This is a genomic window from Flavobacterium saccharophilum, assembly GCF_900142735.1.
Lineage (GTDB): Bacteria > Bacteroidota > Bacteroidia > Flavobacteriales > Flavobacteriaceae > Flavobacterium > Flavobacterium saccharophilum.
In genome coordinates, this window is the sequence record NZ_FRBY01000003.1 from 14,570 (window position 1) to 34,335 (window position 19,766).

The 19,766-nt window shown below is 34.8% G+C and carries 9 protein-coding genes; 2 read left to right on the forward strand and 7 right to left on the reverse strand.

Annotated features, from left to right (window positions below; all coding sequences use genetic code 11):
• Positions 1 to 719: 719 nt before the first annotated feature.
• On the forward strand, positions 720 to 1,178 hold the full coding sequence (gene tnpA, locus BUA98_RS10090) for an IS200/IS605 family transposase (RefSeq protein WP_072971980.1): 459 nt from the start codon (positions 720 to 722) through the stop codon (positions 1,176 to 1,178).
• Between the two features lie 370 nt (positions 1,179 to 1,548).
• Positions 1,549 to 1,719, forward strand: a complete 171-nt coding sequence (locus BUA98_RS22475) for a hypothetical protein (protein WP_167547715.1) — start codon at positions 1,549 to 1,551, stop codon at positions 1,717 to 1,719.
• Between the two features lie 68 nt (positions 1,720 to 1,787).
• On the opposite strand, the gene BUA98_RS10095 is transcribed toward BUA98_RS22475, so the two are convergent.
• The 7 genes from BUA98_RS10095 to BUA98_RS10130 form a co-directional block, all read right to left on the reverse strand.
• On the reverse strand, positions 1,788 to 3,407 hold the full coding sequence (locus BUA98_RS10095; protein WP_072971983.1) for an ABC-F family ATP-binding cassette domain-containing protein: 1,620 nt from the start codon (positions 3,405 to 3,407) through the stop codon (positions 1,788 to 1,790).
• 225 nt (positions 3,408 to 3,632) lie between these two features.
• Positions 3,633 to 4,415 (reverse strand): TlpA family protein disulfide reductase, encoded by a 783-nt coding sequence (locus tag BUA98_RS10100; RefSeq protein ID WP_072971986.1) that lies wholly within the window; start codon positions 4,413 to 4,415, stop codon positions 3,633 to 3,635.
• Between the two features lie 457 nt (positions 4,416 to 4,872).
• Positions 4,873 to 10,362 carry a glycosyl hydrolase family 18 protein gene (locus BUA98_RS22180; RefSeq protein WP_086065247.1) on the reverse strand — a complete coding sequence of 1,830 codons (5,490 nt, stop codon included), beginning with the start codon at positions 10,360 to 10,362 and terminating at the stop codon, positions 4,873 to 4,875.
• A 494-nt stretch (positions 10,363 to 10,856) separates the two neighbouring features.
• Positions 10,857 to 12,923, reverse strand: a complete 2,067-nt coding sequence (locus BUA98_RS10115) for a beta-N-acetylhexosaminidase (protein ID WP_072971988.1) — start codon at positions 12,921 to 12,923, stop codon at positions 10,857 to 10,859.
• A gap of 150 nt (positions 12,924 to 13,073) precedes the next feature.
• Positions 13,074 to 15,011, reverse strand: coding sequence for a glucosamine-6-phosphate deaminase (gene nagB / locus BUA98_RS10120; RefSeq protein WP_072971992.1), 1,938 nt, complete (start codon positions 15,009 to 15,011; stop codon positions 13,074 to 13,076).
• A gap of 107 nt (positions 15,012 to 15,118) precedes the next feature.
• Entirely contained in the window at positions 15,119 to 16,687 is a 1,569-nt protein-coding gene (locus BUA98_RS10125; protein ID WP_072971995.1) for a RagB/SusD family nutrient uptake outer membrane protein, read from the reverse strand.
• 10 nt (positions 16,688 to 16,697) lie between these two features.
• Positions 16,698 to 19,733, reverse strand: a complete 3,036-nt coding sequence (locus tag BUA98_RS10130; protein WP_072971998.1) for a SusC/RagA family TonB-linked outer membrane protein — start codon at positions 19,731 to 19,733, stop codon at positions 16,698 to 16,700.
• Positions 19,734 to 19,766: the final 33 nt, after the last annotated feature.

Here is a 19,766-nt window from a genome sequence, read left to right on the forward strand (position 1 = left end):
CGATAATTAATTAATCCAGTATGCAAGTCACAGCGGGACGGTATGTTTATAGAAAATATGAAAACATAGTTTACAAAACCCCATCGGGGTGATATTCTAATGCTACGATTAAAACAATATGTCGCTCCTCCGGAGCTTTTTCTATTACGTGTAATTGATTAGCTACAAACATTGTGCTCCGCTGGAGCTTTTCATTTACGAATTATTGATTAGCTACAAATATTATACTTCACTGGAACTTTTAATTTAAAACTTCCTTTCGCAAATACATTTCTGGATTGATGTTATTCATTAAACTCGATAATTAATTAATCCAGTATGAAAGTCCCAGCGGGACGGTATGTTTATAGAAAATATGTAAATATAGTTTACAAAACCCCATCGGGGTGATATTCTAATGCTACTATGAAAACAATATGTCGCTCCTCCAGAGCTTTTTCTATTACGTGTAATTGATTAGCTATAAAAATTGTGCTCCGCTGGAGCTTTTCTTTTACGAATTATTGATTAGCTACAAATATTATACTCCACTGGAACTTTTAATTTAAAACTTCCCTTACTCAAATATATCTTTAGACAAATATTCATTAAAATCAATATTAAATAAATAACTGAATTTAATACAATTAAGTCCCATAGGGACAGCATGTTTATAGCTATTTTGTAGATTTATTTTATTGAACCCCAGCGGGGTGACATATAATTTAAACACACAATTTATGGCTAACACGTATTCGCAATTATACATTCATGTTATTTTTGCAGTTAAAGGAAGGCAAAGTCTGATTTCAGCCAATTGGAAAGAAGAAATTTATAAATATATTAATGGTATAGTTACAAATAAGGAACAAAAGTTAATCGCTATTAATGGAATGCCTGACCACATTCATATTTTAATTGGGCTAAAACCAAATAAGTCAATTTCAGATTTAGTTAGAGATATAAAATCAAATTCATCACAGTTTATAAATGATAAAAAATGGATTAATGGAAAGTTCGAGTGGCAAATTGGATTTGGAGCTTTTTCATACAGTCATTCTCAATTAACAAATGTTATAAATTATATTCAACGTCAGGAAGAACATCATAAAATAAAAACATTCAAAGAAGAATATATTGAGTTTTTAAAATTATTTAATGTGGAGTTTAAAGATGAATATCTGTTTAGCGAGATTTAATAATCAATTATAATTAGGTAATATATATCGCTCCTCTGGAGCTTTATTCTTTTACGTTTAATTAATTAGCTATAAACATTTTGCTCCTCTGGAGCTTAAATCCAAGGCTTAAAATTTATCTGTAAATAAAATGTTCTCCGGGTCTTTTCTCAATTACAAATATTTAATTAGCTACAAATCTTATGCTCCGCTGGAGCTATCAATTTTGAATCGCTATAACATTTTCTTTTCATTACTTTAAAACAAATCACCAAATCATAGAACTTTTCAATCAAATTATATAAAACATTTTTTCGCTGTTTAAAGTAATTTTATTCTAACGATAATTAGAATACTAAATTCTTTTTAAAACATTTAAAACAGCAAAATCATGCAAAAGAACATTACACGTTTGTTAATGGTATTCGTAATACTATTTTCATTTACAAGTTGCGAACTAGTTGGAGATATTTTTCAAGCCGGAATGGGATTCGGGATATTTATCGTAATCTTTATTGTTGCGATCATTATCTGGATCTTTGCCAAGGTTTTCAGAAAATAAAAACATAAAAAAATCCCAAATACCACTTTTAATTGGAATTTGGGATTTTTAATATTGTACTTTATATACTAAAGATTGTACATTTTCTTTCTTAATTCCTGAATTTTTTCATCATCAAGATATTCGTCAAACGTCATGTAACGGTCGATTGCTCCGTTTGGTGTTAACTCCACAACTCTATTACCTACAGTTTGTGCAAATTCGTGGTCATGCGTTGTGAAAATTACTGAACCTTTAAAGTTTTTCAATGAGTTGTTGAAAGCTGTAATAGATTCCAAATCTAAGTGATTTGTTGGTTCATCAAGCATTAAGATATTAGCGCGCTCCATCATCATTCTGGACAACATACAACGTACTTTTTCTCCTCCTGATAATACACGGCTTGTTTTTAAAGCTTCTTCTCCAGAGAAAATCATTTTCCCTAAGAAACCTCTAATGAAAACCTCATCGCGCTCTTCTTCTGTTTTTGCGTATTGACGTAACCAATCTACCAAAGTTAAATCATTTTCAAAGAAAGAATGATTTTCAGCTGGTAAATAAGCCTGGTTTGTTGTAATTCCCCAATCAAAAGTTCCGGCATCTGCCTTTTGTTGATTGTTCAAAATTTCGTAGAAAGCTGTTGTAGCACGTGAATCTTTAGAAAAAAGAACGATTTTGTCGCCTTTTGCCATATTCAAATCTACATCTTTAAACAAAAGATCTCCTTCTACAGAAGCTGCTAAACCTTCAACATTCAAAATCTGGTCTCCTGCTTCACGATCCTGATCAAAAATGATCGCTGGATAACGACGGCTAGAAGGTTTGATTTCAGAAATATTCAATTTAGAAATCATTTTTTTACGAGAAGTTGCTTGCTTAGATTTTGCAACGTTCGCACTAAAACGACGAATAAATTCTTCCAGCTCTTGTTTCTTCTCTTCTGCTTTTTTGTTTTGTTGAGCACGTTGTTTCGCCGCTAATTGGCTAGACTCGTACCAGAAAGTATAGTTTCCTGAATAGTGATTGATTTTTCCAAAATCAATATCAGAAATATGTGTACAAACCGCATCTAAAAAGTGACGGTCGTGAGATACTACGATTACAGTATTTTCATAATTTGCTAAGAAGTTTTCTAACCAGGCGATTGTCTCGAAATCCAAATCGTTGGTAGGCTCATCCATAATAAGCAAATCCGGGTTTCCAAAAAGGGCCTGCGCCAAAAGCACACGTACTTTAATTTTTCCCTCTAAATCGCCCATTAAAGTATAATGGTGCTCTTCGTTGATTCCTAAGTTAGACAACATCGCAGCCGCATCAGAATCAGCATTCCAGCCGTTCATTTCTTCGAACTGAACCTGAAGCTCTCCAATTCTGTCCGCGTTTTTGTCGTTGTAGTCTAAGTAAAGTTCATCCATTTCTTTTTTAACAGCGTACAATACTTTATTTCCCATCAAAACGGTTTCCAAAACCGTATGCTCGTCGAACATGTTGTGATTTTGGTTTAAAACCGACATACGTTTTCCCGGTTCTAAATGAATGTGGCCAGAAGTTGGGTCGATATCGCCCGAAATGATTTTAAGAAAAGTAGATTTTCCAGCACCATTGGCTCCAATAACGCCGTAAATATTTCCGTGAGTGAAAGTTGTATTTACTTCGTCAAACAAAATTCGTTTGCCAAATTGAACTGATAAATTATTGACTGTTAACATGAATGTCTTTTTAATTAATTTTGTGCAAAAGTACGGAAAAAGGTGCTAAGTTGCAAAGGTGCTAAGGCTCTAAGTTTTTATGCTGTTAAAAAAATCTCTCGCAAAGACGCAAAGGCGCAGAGAAATAAATTTTAAAGGTAAAAAACTGAAAGACTAAGTCAAATAAGCTCGTTAGTAGCCAAACTTAAATAGCAATCAAAATAAAAACTTTGCGCCTTTGCGAGATTAATTCGACTTCAATTCGCTTTCTTTCGCCAAAGCGACTTCAAGACTTTCAAAATTGGGCAATACTTTCGCGATTAAACCTTCTTTATTCAATATGAAATGTGTTGGAAAAGCATTCAAATCCAGTGTTTCATTCATGTAAATTTTCATTTCTGGAATCACAGCATAGGACAATGGTTTTCTCGCTAAAAATGCTTTTAATTGTTCTGGATTATCTTCGGCTAAGCTTACAAACAGAATGTCTTTTCTATCTTTGTATTCTTCTACTAAACGGTTTACTTGTGGAAATTCTCTTATACAAGGTGTACAGTGAATGTACCAGCATTTTATCACAATGATTTTTCCTTTCATGATTTCGTTTGAAACTTCATTTCCATTTAAATCTTTAAATGAAAATTTAGGAAAAGGGGTCCCTTCCATTTTATAGTTTTTAAGCGCATCAAAACCTATTTGATTGATGGTCGCTTTTATACTCGAATCGGAATTGGGGTCAATTTTAAACAGTTTATAATAATAAATTGAATCATCTGATTTTAATCGGATTGGGATAAAATTTCCGTTGGTCAATTCATTTAGAAAAGTTTCTTTCGATATTTCTTTTGAAAGAAGATCAAGCGCCACAAAATCTCTGGAAAGCATAATATTCTTGCTTTGATATAGTGACCACTCACTAAAGTTTTTCTGAATTTGAATGGGATCGACTTCGGGATTTCCGAATTTATTTTGAGCTGAACAAATGGTGAATATCAGGAATGCTATTATTAGGCTGATTGATTTTTGCATGAGATTTTAATCGAGTAATTGGGATTCAAAAATAACTATTTTTTTATTTAGATTGCGCTGATTTGACCGCAAAGGACGCAAGGCATTACACAAAGTTCACTACAGGATTGTGATTACTTTGTCAAACAAAACTTCTTTTGAAAACAACTCCTTTAGCCCTGATAGAAGCGGTATCCTTTTATGGTGGGGTTCACCATAAAAGATACAAGCGGATAGCAGGAAACAGCTCCTTATAAAAATCCAACTCATTTTACATTTTATATCTCACATTTTAGGCCATAAAAAAACCCGGCAATAAATTGCCGGGTCTATAATACGCTCCTCTAAGTGAAAACCAAATAACAAATCACTTAAATTCGTCGCATTTATTTGAAATAAAAACCAGATTAAAAAATAAATAACCAAACTCAATTTTAACTGTCCCAATTTTTTATTTCTAAATTTCTATTCATCGTAACTAGTTTAAAAAGTTCATTACTTTGAATGATTTTCTGTTTCCTGCTTTGTCTGTTACGACAACTAAAAACAATTGTTTCGTTGAGAAACTTTGATTTTGAAGCAGAACTTCTTTATTGTTTTGAATGTTTTTATTGCTTACTAATAATTGTCCGATCGTATTAAATACATCTACCTGAGCAATATCTTCAGAATCGTTTGTAACCGATAAAGCGTCATTTTTAAAATAAGCGATAGTGCTTCCTTTTGCTTCAATTTTATCAAGGACCAATGTTTTTCCTGCTGATGCAAAATAGGCTGCATAAGCATTTGAGAATTCGTAACCTGTTCCGCATGAAGCATCCCAGTTGATTGACCATGTCATTACTCCTCTCATGTCTGGATAAGGACCACCTTTTAAGGTATAAGCTCTTCCTGAGAAAGTAGTTCCGTATCTCAAATAATTGAATGCCTGAATTCCTTTTTCCGGAGTTAAATAACCTCCCGCAGGCGCTGCAGGCGCACAAGCCGGAATCGCGATCACTACTTTAGAAGCTGGTAATGGCGGGAAATAGAAACCTGTAGAAGCCACATTGAATCCTTTCATTAACATATCTGACATTGAAACTAAAAAGTCTGGTGTTGCTTGTGAATACGCTACATTATCTAAAGCTGTTATAGATCCTGTATTGTATAATTGCACCATTAATAAATCCAGTTCGTTACGCAAGTTGTGAATTACTGGTAAGAAGGATCCTGCTCCATCTGAATATACTGAATATCCAACCTGAACGTAAAATGTTTCTGGTGCCGATGTTAGTATAAATCCGCTTCCGTAACTTGCTTTTAATTCTTTGAAAGCGTCTACAATATTTTTCAATTTTGGATATGCTGAAATCGCTGAATAAGAGAAATCTTTTAAAGCTCCCGCTCCAAAATTCATTGATCCGCCTTCAAAATCGATATCAACCCCGTCAAAATTATATTGATCTACAATTGCTTTTAATCCGTTTACGAAAGTGTTTTTCTGAGCAACTGTTTGCAATTCTACGTGACCATTTTGTCCTCCGATAGAAACAATAACAGGAATTCCTTTATCTCTCAGGAATTTAATATCATTCTTTAATAACTGCGGATTGAAAACACCATTTGTCATGTATCTCGGTTCGTTTACAACCAAAATTGGCGTGTAACCATCTCTGTTTAAAGTTTCGATAAACGAATAAACAACCACATTAAATTTCTTATCTCCTATTTGGTTGAAGTATAAGAATGGCGCGCTGGCATTATCCCATCCATGAGCATAACCCACAATAACTTTTGCCGGTAACGGATTGAAAGAGGAACTGATAATACTTACAGACTGGTTGAATGTTTTTACTCCACCAGCATTATCTGTAGCAGTCACCACAATTGCATACGTTTTGAATGCATTTGGTGTAAAAGTGTAGTTATAACCATTTCCTGTTCCTTTTGTCATTGCAAAAGAAGTTCCGTCAATACTTATTGAAACTGAAGAAATTGTTCCATCAGCATCTGTAACATTTACACTAACCGGAACAGCCTGAAATCCTGATGCCTGATTAATAGAAGTTGCTGCCGGTGTTACCCACGCAATTTCTGGTAATGTATTTGGACAAGAAGTTCCTGAACATTGTAAATAAAATGCTTTTGTATTTTCTGCTGTAATACTATTTGAAGCTGTCGCCGTTGCTTTTAAAGTATAGTTTTTATTGAAATCGGCCGCAACTGGTGTCCAACTTGCTACATATTCTGTTCCTGTAGAAAGCGTTCCGGTAATATTTTGTCCGTTGATATTAAACACAACTGAAGAAATTGTTACCGTTGGATCTGCAAAAGTTAAACTTGCATTTGCTTTTAACTGAATTGCTGTTCCCGGAGCAATTGCCACAGTTGCCAATGAAGGACTTGTAATTGTAACCTGAGGCGCAACCGAATTTGAATTGAAATTATAAACCTGAGGTGTTGTCGGCACAGCAAAATTGGCCAAATTCGTAGGAGAATAAACAATACTATTGTTTTCCCAGGCATTCAATTTTAAACTTGTAATAATTGAATATCCAGATAAAATTGAATTAGCATAGCTAAAATTTCCTGAAGCATCAGTCGTTGCAATATAACTTGCATAACCGTGCGTGCTGTCTGTCCAAGGTAAAATTAATTCTACTTTAGCACCTGCAACAGGAGTTGAACCGCTTTTTACAGTTCCGCTGATTAAATTACCGCTGGTAACATTTTGCGTGAAGTTCAATATTTTATTGGCATTAATTGAAGTATAAACTGTTGAAGCCGGACTAAAACTTAAACCTGTTTTAGCAGCTGTTACTGTATAATCTGAACCTGCAACTAAATTGGCAACGCTATAATTCCCTGAAGCATCAGAAGTTGCTGTTAAAGTTGTCGTTCCTGAAGTCGCAGAAACGATTACTCCTGAAACTGCTGTAGTCCCGTTTTTAGTTGTTCCGCTAACAGTGTAATAAACCGGATTTGCAACTTGTGTAAAATTCAACGTTTTATTAGAACTGATCGCGCTATAAACTGTTGATGCCGGCGTGAATGTTAATCCCGTTTTTGCAATAGTTACAGTGTAATTTGATCCTGAAACCAAATTAGCTACGCTATAATTTCCAGAAGCATCAGAAGTTGCTGTTAAAGTAGTCGTTCCTGTAACTGCAGAAATTGTAGCACCGGAAACCGGAGTTGCTCCATTTAAAACTGTTCCACTAACGGTATAATAAACCGGGGTAACAATTGATTGAGTAAAATTCAATGTTTTATTAGAGCTAATTGCATTATAAACCGTGGAAGCCGGAGTAAATGTCAATCCCGTTTTAGCAATAGTTACGGTATAATTTGATCCTGAAACCAAATTAGCCACACTGTAATTTCCAGAAGCATCTGAAGTCGCTGTTAAAGTTGTTGTTCCTGTCACAGCTGAAATCGTAGCACCTGAAACGGGAGTTGAACCATTAAGAACTGTTCCGCTTACGGTATAATATACTGGCGTAACAACACCTGTATTAAAATCGTAAACCGTTGGATTTGCAGGAACAGGGAAGTTTGCTAAATTGTTTGGTAAATAAACAACTTCTCCGTTTTCCCACGTATTTAATTTTAAACTTGATACGGTTGTATATCCATTTAAAATAGCATTATCAAAACTGTATTTTCCCTGAGAATCTGTTACAGCTATTTTACTTACATATGGATGTGTATTATCTGTCCAAGGCAAAATCAATTCGACTTTTGCACCAGATACTACAGCGGTTCCGTTTTTAACTGTTCCACTAATTTTACTGGCACCAACTACAATAACATCCTGAGAAAAATTCAATGTTTTATTGGCCGTTAAATTAGTATACACTGTTGAAGCTGGCGTATACGTTTGTCCTGCCAAAGCAGCCGTTACTGTATAATTTCCACCTGATGGCAAATTAGCGATTGAATATACTCCACTTGCGTTTGTAGTTGCAGTGAAAGTTCCTCCTGTTGAAGTTGCCGTAACTGTAACTCCTGAAACTGGCGTTGTATTATTCAAAATAGTTCCGCTTACTGTATAATACACAATGGGTGCACCCTGAACAAAATTCAATGTTTTATTGGCATCGATTGCATTATAAACTGTCGAAGTTGGCGTATAAGAAAATCCTGTTTTTGCTGCCGTAACTGTAAAACTAAGTCCCGCAGTTAAGCCTGCAACACTGTAAACACCACTTGCATTTGAAACCGCAGTTAGAACTGTAGCTCCGGAAGTTGCTGTAACAGTAACTCCTGCTACTGGGGTTGCTCCGTCAAGAACAGTTCCGCTAACGGTGTACAAAGGTTGAGTTCCATTAATAACCACAGCTGTTTGGTTCACTGTAACATTCGTTAAAGTTACCGGTGTAAAAGTATACGTCGCTTTTAAAGCTGTTAATTTATAAGTCTGTCCAGAAGGTAAATTATTGAATGTAAAATTTCCTGCTGTAGAAACAACTGTTTGTAAAACGGCATTACTTGCATCACGCAATTCTACTGTTACATCTGGTACTAAAGCTGATCCGTTTTTTACAGAACCTGCAATAGTAACCGTTCCTGGAATAATACTCCCAAAAGAAGTATCAACCTGATTTAATAATGCATTTGAAACAGAACCTCTGGTATCCTGAGATAATTCCCAAACCATACCTCCCGCAAGGTTTCTCGATTTAATATACTGCACTTTTAAATCCATTGATTGTTTATCTTCATAAGAGATAAACTGTTTTAAAGTAGCATTGTATAAATAAGGAACTTTGGTTGTATTGTCAAAATATCGTACCCATCCTGCAGCTGCTGCAGTTGGCGTAACTAACATGGTGTTTGGATCTAAATAAGGATGTGAATTCGTAACCGGATTTCCAACTAAATCACAGATTTCAATACTTCCCGACTTTTCGCAGGCAGCAGGTCCATCCCATGTTCCAACAGGATTTTGCGGATTTGTACATCCTGAAACAATATATCTCGGTGCAGAAACGAATAATCCGGGTAAGTTTGGATTGGTTCCATTATTCGCAACATTGTCGAATTTTTTCCCGTAGAAAGGCAATCCCATGATTAATTTGTTCGCAGGAAAACCAACCACATTCAAATATTGATTTGTCAATTCATCTAATGATTCAGATTGAGTTGCATTGTATAATGGATCATTTGAATTTCCACTTGAATACAAAGGAGCATTGTAACAGGTTTTATCAAACCAGTTTCCTCCAAAATCATATCCAAAATAAGTAATATAATCACAATAAGTAGAAATGTCTTCTGTCATTCCGTATTGCGCTCTGGTGTTTGGCCCTAAATATTGTTTGGCAACATTTCGAACATTATTTCCGGCTGCGATGGTAACCAATTTATTTGGCATTGCCTGACGCATTGCTTTCAATAAATACACTAAATTTTTGTTGTCGTCCGGGCTGTACTTTTGGGGAGGCACTGGAGCACCATTAAGAACTTCAGTACCGTCTGTTCCTCCTGAAAGCGGATATTCCCAGTCAATGTCAAATCCATCAATAAAAGGATAAGTGACAATGAAGTTTGCCATGTCAGCGGCCAAAGCTGCTCTTGCAACAGGACTTGCTGCAATTGGAGAAAGATCCTGTCCTTTGGTCCATCCTCCAACAGAAATTAAAATTTTTAAGTGCGGATACTTTTGTTTGAGTTTCATCAAATCATAAAAGTTTCCTTTTACAGGCGCATCCCAAGGAATTCCGCCTTCCATATGCTCAAAATCAGCATACGAATCCAAACATAATAACTTTGTATTCTCCGGATGGGCAGGATCATAAGTTGTCCCATAAAAAGAATAATTCAAATGCGTCAATTTACTTCCGTCAATCTTCGGAATATTGAAATCCCGGGCATAGATAGACCATTGCGCATAATACCCTACTACCTTTTTTCCGTGAGCTGGTTGAGCTAACGCTAGTAAGGGAAACAGTAACAAAAAAAGCAATCTGTAATAATGTTTCATAATTAATAAATATTGGTTAATAGAAAATAAATATTCCGGTTACCATATGATATATGCCAAAACGCAGCACATAAAAAAACAATAACCGGAGTTTCAGCTAACTGCAATTTGGAGAGATTGCAGTCAGGTGGATTAATTCATATTACTTCTATAAATAAATATTACTATTACCGATTCTACCATAATCATTAGCCAATAGTATTGATTGATATTTAGATATAATTTTTTAAAAATTAGTATTAAATACAAGAAGATAAACTTGGGGATTCATCAATCTGAAATTCTATTTTTTTGTCATGTTTTGTTTTATTCTCTTATTTGGTTTTAAATGTTATTACTCGTTTAATGGTTATTTTAAGATTTTTATTGACCTGTATAATTTGAAAAAATTGAAATTGCTTTCATCAGCTTATAAATATCTCTACCAGAAATTCCGGTAGAGATAAATAATTACTAAATAATGCTAACTACAACGTACTAATTCAAACCAAACTTTAAATTAATTTTTTAAGACTTTCATATACTGATAGCTCAACATCTGCGTAATCTTTGCTATTACATTGTTCTATTAAATTTTTCAAATCATCACTTTTTAATGTTGATTTATTATCCAGAACAAGTAGCAATTCCTGCGATGCATCAGTTAACTTTTTAGACAAAGGCAAAATTGGCTGTACTAACGGTGCAGTGGAACTCAGCTCTATTAATCCTTTATTCATTGCAATCCATTTATTGAAAAATGCGGTAACTTTAGCCTTATTCTCTGGTGTTTTATTTGCCAAATACTGAGCAACTGCGGCGTCAAAAGCTAAAGAGTCTTTAGCATCTGGTGTACAAGCATCTGCAAATAATGTTAACGGAGAATACATTTGATATTCGGTTCCGCCTTTATTACGTTTATATCCTTTTAGAGGTTCGCAAACATTTGTAAATTCATCTAATGCTTTTGTATTTTGATTGTTTGCAACGTTTCTTAAGATTACTTCTTTATTTCGAATATGCGTCAATCCTAATTCTTCCAGTCGAAACGAAACTACATCAAGACGTTTACGCATATTTTCAACATCTGTAATATTTTCTGCTGACCAAAGTCTTTCTGCAATTGCAGCCGTTCTTGGCCAAACTCTAGAATCGAGGGTCGTAGATGATGCCAGCTCTGTCCACATTGTTGCTTCTCCTCCTAAAATTCTTGCTTTCTCTTCTGTTGATAAATCAGCTCCCTTTGGCATTGGATCATTCAAATAATGACTTTCAACCGGATACATTAAATCAATATAAAATCCGTTTGACAATACCGTTTTGTACCCTTTTTTTACTGCATCAACCAATGATTGACCTGCAACAACACCTTCATTAGGTCCTCTCCAGGAATGGATGATAGCTTCTTTTGACATATTTTTAGTCAAAATTTCTTCCCAACCCATTAATTGTTTTCCATGCTTTTTAAGCATTGGTACTAATTGCATGGTAAAATAAGTTTGCAATTCGTGATTGGTAGTTAGGTTATTTTTCTTTTTGAACGCTTGAATTTTTGGATTTGCATCCCAGTCTTTCCCTTCATTCTCATCTCCACCAATATGAAAATAAGCTCCTGGAAACAATGGACAAACCTCATCAAAAAGTTCACTTAATAATTGATACGTTTTAGGATTTGAAGGATCTAAAGTTGGCGAAAAAATACCAGCATTTCTTTCAATTCCATAGGTCGCAATAGCGGTTCCCTGAATATTTTTTTCTGAAGTTCCACCAGTCAGCGTAATCACTTTGCTACCAATTTCCGGGTAAGCTGTAAGTATTGCAGATCCGTGACCAGGAACATCTATTTCCGGAACAATTAAAATACCACGCTCATCAGCGTATTTTACGATATTTTTAATTTCCTCTTGTGTGTAATACATTCCATCTGAAGCTAATTCAATCAGTTTCGGATGCTTTTTCATTTCGATTCTCCAACCCTGATCATCAACCAAATGCCAGTGAAAAACATTCATTTTCATTGCGGCCAATCCATCGATATTTCTTTTGATAACATCTACCGGCTGAAAATGCCTTGAAGCATCAATCATTAAACCTCTCCAGGTAAACCTTGGAAAATCAGAAATTTGTGCGTTTGGAAAATAAAATGAGGTATTATTATTCTGCAACATTTGCAATAACGTTTCAAGACCATGTAAAGCTCCTAAATCGCTTGTTGCATTTATTGTAATTTTATTTTGTTTGATGTCTAAATGATAACTTTCATCTTCATACAAACCAATTTTTCCACTCTTAGTACAGTTAACCTGAAGTTCTGCCGTTGGAACTTCATTTAACTTTGTAATAAAACCCTGCTCGAAAAAAATACCGGCTCTACCATCTAATCGTCGTAAAAAACGTGTCACACCACCAAAAATTCTTGGATTCGGATTACCTGTAACGTTTACCTTAAAATTTTTAGTTAAAGTAAAGTTACCATCGTTTAAAACAACACTTTGAGGCCAAGGCATAAGATTTAGCTGCTCTTTCTGAATTTGAGCACTAGAAGTTAAACCCGCTAATAGTAGGACTAATAAATATTTCATTTTATTGTGTTTGAAAGATGCTATCCGGAAATAACATTAATAATAGATAAAAGAAACAAAACTCAGAATGACCTCTATTGAACCTCACTTTCGCTATAAAATCAATCTGAATTTTGAAATTTGATTCGCTATTCGAATCTTAAACTAATTTTAGTAATCAAAACGTTTGAATGCTTCGATTGCTTCGTATTCTGCCAAACCTAATTCATCATATAGAATTGCAGTGTTTTTATTACGGTCTTCTGCCCTAACCCAAAATTCTCGAGAATCGTTTCCTTGAAACATTACCCTGTCTTTCTGAGATTGGTGGTATAAAATGGCATGGCGCTTTAATAATACTTCTGATGGAGAAAGGGGAACAGCCATATCAATTTCATGAATATCCCATTCGTGCCACGCACCTCTGTACAACCATAACCAACAGTCATCCATATATTTTTCGGGTTTCAGTTCTTTCATTGCCGCAAAAATGGCATTAAGACAAACTTCATGTGTTCCGTGTGGATCAGCCAAATCACCTGCAGCAAATACCTGATGTGGTTTTATTTTAGCGATAATTTCTTTAACAATTGCAATATCTTCCGGACCCAACGGATTTTTCTTTACTTGCCCCGTTTCATAAAATGGAAGATCCAGGAAATGTGTGTTTTCATCTTTTAATCCGATGTATCTTGTCGCTGCATAAGATTCCCTTCTTCTTATAAGTCCTTTTAATTTTCGAACCTCCAAAGAATCAATTTGATTTTCCGATTTGTTATTTAAGAATTCAATTACCGATTTAAAGTTTATTCCACTACCTGCTTCGCCAATAAAATCTTTGGCAACTTCAGCAAATTTTAATGCTTCATCATCAGTAACTGCAATATTTCCAGAGGTTTGATATACTACATGTACATCATGTCCTTGTTTTATCAATTTTGAAAAAGTTCCTCCCATAGAAATCACATCATCGTCTGGATGTGGGCTAAAAAGAATCACTCGTTTTTTTGCAGGATTGGCTCTTTCCGGACGATGAGAATCGTCTGTATTAGGTTTTCCTCCCGGCCATCCCGTGATGGTATGCTGCAAAACGTTGAACATATTGATATTCAAATCATAAGCAGAACCTTCCTGTGCCAAAAGATCAGACATTCCATTATTGTTGTAATCTCTGTCTGTTAATTTTAAAATAGATTGTTTTGTTTTTTGGCATAACCAAACAATCGCTTTGCTTTTTAATTCTTGTGTCCAGATGCATTCTCCAACTAACCAAGGCGTTTTAAAACGTGTTAATTCTACGGCTGCAGACTGGTCTAAAACGAACGTTGCATTTGGGTGGTTTTGTAAAAATGTTGCAGGAACTTCTGAGCTTATATCTCCCTGAATAGTTCTCTTGATGATATCGGCTTTGTTTTGTCCCCAAGCCATTAATACAATTCTTTTAGATCTCATGATCGTAGAAACTCCCATGGTAATAGCTCTTTTCGGAACGTTATCAATACCATTAAAGTCAGATGAAGCATCTACTCTTGTTATGTGATCAAGTGTAATAATTCTTGTACCAGAGTTAATATGCGATCCTGGCTCATTGAAACCTACGTGACCTGTACGTCCGATACCTAATAACTGAAAATCAAGACCTCCAGCACTTTTAATATTCATTTCATAATCGATACAGTATTGATTTAATTCATCAATAGCTACAGTACCATCAGGAATATTTACATTTTCAGGCTTGATATCGATGTGATTAAAAAGATGCTGATGCATGAAATAGTGATAGCTCTGATTATTTTCTTTTGTCATTGGATAATATTCATCCAGATTAAAAGTGATTACGTTGCTAAAACTTAGTCCTTCTTCTCTATGCATTCTAACTAATTCCTCATATACTTTTATAGGAGAAGAACCTGTTGCTAAACCCAATACACAAGATTTATTCTTTTCTTGTTTAGATCTGATTAACTGAGCGATTTCCTGCGCCACAATTACTGAAGCTTCTGCAGAACTTTTAAAGATCTCATTATGAATTTTTTCAAATCGAGTTTCTTCAAATTTTCCTGCACTTTTATAGCTAATATCAGGTTTGATTTCTAAAGCACTTTTCATTTTTTTCTTTTTTTGTATTTACAATTTTGGTTTTTGAAATGGTATAAACAACTTTCGCTGTTTATACCATTTACCAACCAAACTTAAATTCTTTTAATCTTTATGTTTTAGAAGTTTCCTTTGTTAACATCCCACCAAAGTCTGGTAGCTCCGTTATCAGGTCCGCCTAAAACAGCAACACCAGATTCAACTCCTTTTGGATTGTTTGCTGCTTCAGACTGTGCAAAAGGCAATCTTCTTACACCTAATTCAGTACTGATAATTCCGCCGCTTTTGTTGTTTGCGATTCTGAATAATTTTGGATAACCTGTTCTTCTAAACTCAGACCAAGCTTCTTGTCCGTCAGGATAAGTAGCAATCCATTTTTGAGTTATGATTTTTTCAAGATTAGTTTCATTATCAGCACCCCACGCCACTGTAACTTTAGAAACCGCAGGAGTATTATTAGCTGGGAATAATGGATCTACATAATCAGCTGCTTTTTTAGTATTATCTGCAGCATAAGCAGCCGCACCTTCAACACCATTTTGATCAAAAGATGCTTTTATACCCGCCTCGTACAAATCTTTACCAGTTCCGCCCATGTTCCATCCTCTTAAAGCACCTTCTGCTCTTAAGAAATAAACTTCGGCAGTTGACATCCATGTAACTTCACCAGTTTTAGTTCTTGGACCAGTTTGCGAGAATTTTGCATAAGTTGTTCCTGAAGGATAAGTTACACCTGTTCTTACTGAAGCATATTCACCAGGAACTTGATCTGAAGTATTCCAGTATTTAGCAAGACGTGGATCTCCATAACCTTCTAAAATTGACTGCATGTCAGCACCCATAGCTAAACCAACCCAAACATGGCTCATTACGTCAATTACGTTAAGATCTACAGGAGATTTAACTTTCATGACATCAGCATTTACTTTGAAAACACCAATTGAATTACTTACCGCTTTTTCTGCTTCAGTTTTTGCTAATGCAGGATCAGCTTTAACAATACGCATAGCCATTCTTAAACGAAGTGAGTTAGCATACTTAACCCATTGTGTATAATTTCCGTTGTAAAGAGATAGATCTGTCCCTGTAAAAGTTGAAGTTTCGTTTGCGTTGATTCTTTTTGTCAATTCGGCAACTGCAAAATCTAAATCTTTAAACATTTGACTATAAATATCTTTTTGAGAATCATAAGTAACTGTTCCCTCTGCACCATATTTAGAGTACACAGCAGGACCGTACATATCAGTAATTCTTTGCATTTGTGCCACTTTGATAATCAACGACCATGCATAAAATTGGTCATATTTACCTTTAGCTCTTTGTTCAACTTTGAAAAGATTTGCAATAAGATCAACATAAGCTGTATCCCAAGCAAAACCATTCCATCCTGGATTTAAGGCATAATCATAGTTGTTTTCATTTCCAAAAGGAACTGGAGTAATCATATAACCAGACCATGCATCTGCCTGCAAACTCTGCTGTAATTGATACTGCCAAGTGATATCAGAAATGTATAATCTACTAAATGCTGGTTTAAACAAACTTTTAATATTATTAAAATCTTGTTCTAATTGTGCTGTACTAGCCCCTTCAGGGTTAGTGTTGATCTCCTCAAAATTATCTGTACAACTGAACGCTGCAAGTAAAGAGAAGCATATTGCTGTTCTTTTAAATTTATTTATTGTCATGATTGTAAGATTAGAATGTTAAGTTTAAATTAAGACCAATACTTCTTGTTGAAGGCAAACCGAACACATCAACACCTTGTAAACCTTCACCTGTGCTTAAAGCAACGTTTGGATCGAATGGTGCATCTTTATATATGAAGAATAAGTTTCTAGCAATTAAAGATATACTAGCTGACTGTACAAATGGCAATTTGTCTTTTTTGAAAGTATAACCAATAGAAACTTCTCTTACACTTACATTAGTAGCATCATAAACATACTCACCTGAAGCTCCATTTCTACCTCCTACTGTGCTGTAATAATTTAAAGCATCCATAGAAGTTACTGCAGAACCATCGCTTGCTTTTACACCATTGATTTTTACTCCACCAGCATTTCTTGCATCACCAGTTGCTTTAGAAACACCATTGTAATCATTGATAGCTTGAGTTAAGCTTAAAACTTCACCTCCAAAACGTCCATCAAGTAAGATATTTGCTGTAAATGATCCCAATTTGAATGTATTAGAGAAACCTAACATAAAATCAGGATTTGCATTACCAACTTCTTCCCAATCTGTTCTTTGGATTGTATTGTCATCATTAATCAAGATTCGTCCTTGATCATCTTTTTTAAGATTTTTACCTTCAATTACTCCAAAAGGCCTTCCTTCAATTAATGAGTATCTGTAACTGTTAGATCCTGGATCAGTAATAACAATTCTTCCATTTGAGCCTTCTGCTGAAGGAATATCGTTTACTCTACTCTTATTTTGTGAGTAATTAATTCTAGATTCCCAATTGAATTTTTCGCCTTTAACAACATCAGCATATAATACAACCTCAAAACCTTTATTAGAAATACTACCCGCATTAATTGCATAATTGGTATAACCATTAGGGTTTGTAGAAGGAGCAGCAACTTGAAGAAATTGATTTTTAGTTTTTGAATCATAGTAAGAAAGTTCAAATCCTAATCTATTATTAAACATTCTCCATTCTGTACCTAACTCAACCTCTGATTTTAATTCGGGTTTTAGTGTAGTTCCTGGCATTGGTCCAACAGGTGGATTTACAATACTTCCTGCAACGATAGTGGCAGTAGGGCTTGTAATGAATGCAGAAATATCATTACCAACTTGCGCATAAGTAGCGCGAACTTTTCCAAAGCTGATAACTTCTGGCATTGTAAACATATCACTAAGGATACCTGTAAGACCTACAGATGGATAAAAGAAACTTGGATCATCTGTATTAACCAAAGTAGACGACCAGTCATTTCTTGCAGCAAGATCTAAGAACAAATAATCTTTGTATCCAAAAGTTGTAGCAGCAAATAGAGATTGTACTTCTCTTTCAGCACCTGATTGTACGTTACCATTATTACTAACAAAGTTACCTAAAGTAAAGATGTTAGCATAATTTAAACCTCCACCAATTCCTGAATCAACAGTCAAACCAGTAGTTTTAGAATTATTAATACTTGCTCCAACTGTACCATTGAATGAAAAGTTATCATTAATTTTTGTATTAAATAAAGCTAAAATATCAGCATAATTTTGAGTTCCAATCAAATTAGCATTAATGTATCTTCCTGTTGGGTGAACCAATGAAGTTGCAGAAGTAGCATACATTTCTTTTTGGAAGTTACTTTCACTTCTGTTATAGCTATATCTTGAAGTCAAATGAAACCATTCAGCAATTTTATAATCTAAAGCAATAGCTCCGTTAAAGAAATTGTTTGTATCAACCGACTTTTGTTTGTTAATCTGCCAATATGGATTTTCATTGTTTTCGCTTACTGTAGCAAAACCTGGGTAATTTTGAACCATCATATTTCTAACTGGATCAAAAACCTCATACGTTTTTAAATCATTCAAACTGAAAGCTCTTGGATGAGAAAAAACACCAGCAATTGGATTGAAGTATAAACCATTTGTTGGTCTGTTGTTAATTGTTTGAGCAACATAATTCCCAGTTACTGAAACACTTAACTTGTCATTGAAAAATTTACCAGTTTGACGAACTCCGAAGTTGTTTTTCTTTAAATGATTTCCAGGAACAATTCCTGAAGCATTTGTATTAGCATAGGTTAAACTAGTTGAGTTTCCTTCAGTAGCTTTTGAGAATGCCATAGAAGTAATTTGGGTTGTTCCTGTGTTAAAGAAATCTTTGATATCTCCTTCAACTTTTTGTTTAGCACCCCAGCTTCTTGGATCTCCAGCATTAGAAGTATAATCTGATTGGAATTCTGGCAAGTAAGCTGCACTATCAAATGTAGTAACAGAGTTTACATTGAATGACTCAACTCCAGCTTTTCCTTTTTTAGATGTAAGCAAGATTACACCATTAGCTCCTTGGCTACCATATAATACAGAAGCTGCAGCACCTTTAAGTACAGTCATTCCATCATAATCATCAGGATTAATTAATGAGACAACATCACCACCATCACGGTTACCTCCCGCTAAATCTCCAAAAGTTCCATTTGGTTGCCCACTACCTTGATTGTACAAAGGAATACCATCAATTACATATAAAGGCTGGTTATTTACGAAAGATGAATTACCACGAATTACAACTTTTGTAGAACCTCCTGATCCTGATGCAGCTTTTGTTACAGCAACACCTGCAATTTTACCTGCAACAGTGTTAATAAGGTTGGCATCTTTTACACGTGTCAACTCTTCTCCTTTAAGCTCTTGAGCTGCATAAGTCAAAGATTTTCTAGTTTTCTTGATACCTAACGAAGTTACAACAACTTCGCTTAATGCATTTGAAGTAGCTTGATTCATCTTCACATTAATTGTAGTATTATCTCCTACAACTACACTTTGTGACTCTTGACCAACATAGCTAAAAACCAATGTTTGTCCTTTTTGCGCTTCAATTGTATACAATCCATCAAAATCGGTAGTCGTACCTTTTTGACCTCCTTGCACAGCAACGGATGCACCAGGTAACGGCATTCCATCAGAATCTGTAATCACACCTTTAACATTTTTTACCTGAGCAAGCGAAACTTGCGCCGTAAAAACAATCATAAAGATTAAGAAAATTTTTTTCATGTTTATTTATTTTGTTAGTTATGAGGTAAAATT

What these genes read in the sequence shown, in the direction of transcription:
- tnpA (WP_072971980.1), top strand. Translation starts at nt 720, where the DNA reads ATGGCTAACACGTATTCGCAATTATACATTCATGTTATTTTTGCAGTT.
- BUA98_RS22475 (WP_167547715.1), top strand. Translation starts at nt 1,549, where the DNA reads ATGCAAAAGAACATTACACGTTTGTTAATGGTATTCGTAATACTATTT.
- BUA98_RS10095 (WP_072971983.1), bottom strand. Translation starts at nt 3,407, where the DNA reads ATGTTAACAGTCAATAATTTATCAGTTCAATTTGGCAAACGAATTTTG.
- BUA98_RS10100 (WP_072971986.1), bottom strand. Translation starts at nt 4,415, where the DNA reads ATGCAAAAATCAATCAGCCTAATAATAGCATTCCTGATATTCACCATT.
- BUA98_RS22180 (WP_086065247.1), bottom strand. Translation starts at nt 10,362, where the DNA reads ATGAAACATTATTACAGATTGCTTTTTTTGTTACTGTTTCCCTTACTA.
- BUA98_RS10115 (WP_072971988.1), bottom strand. Translation starts at nt 12,923, where the DNA reads ATGAAATATTTATTAGTCCTACTATTAGCGGGTTTAACTTCTAGTGCT.
- nagB (WP_072971992.1), bottom strand. Translation starts at nt 15,011, where the DNA reads ATGAAAAGTGCTTTAGAAATCAAACCTGATATTAGCTATAAAAGTGCA.
- BUA98_RS10125 (WP_072971995.1), bottom strand. Translation starts at nt 16,687, where the DNA reads ATGACAATAAATAAATTTAAAAGAACAGCAATATGCTTCTCTTTACTT.
- BUA98_RS10130 (WP_072971998.1), bottom strand. Translation starts at nt 19,733, where the DNA reads ATGAAAAAAATTTTCTTAATCTTTATGATTGTTTTTACGGCGCAAGTT.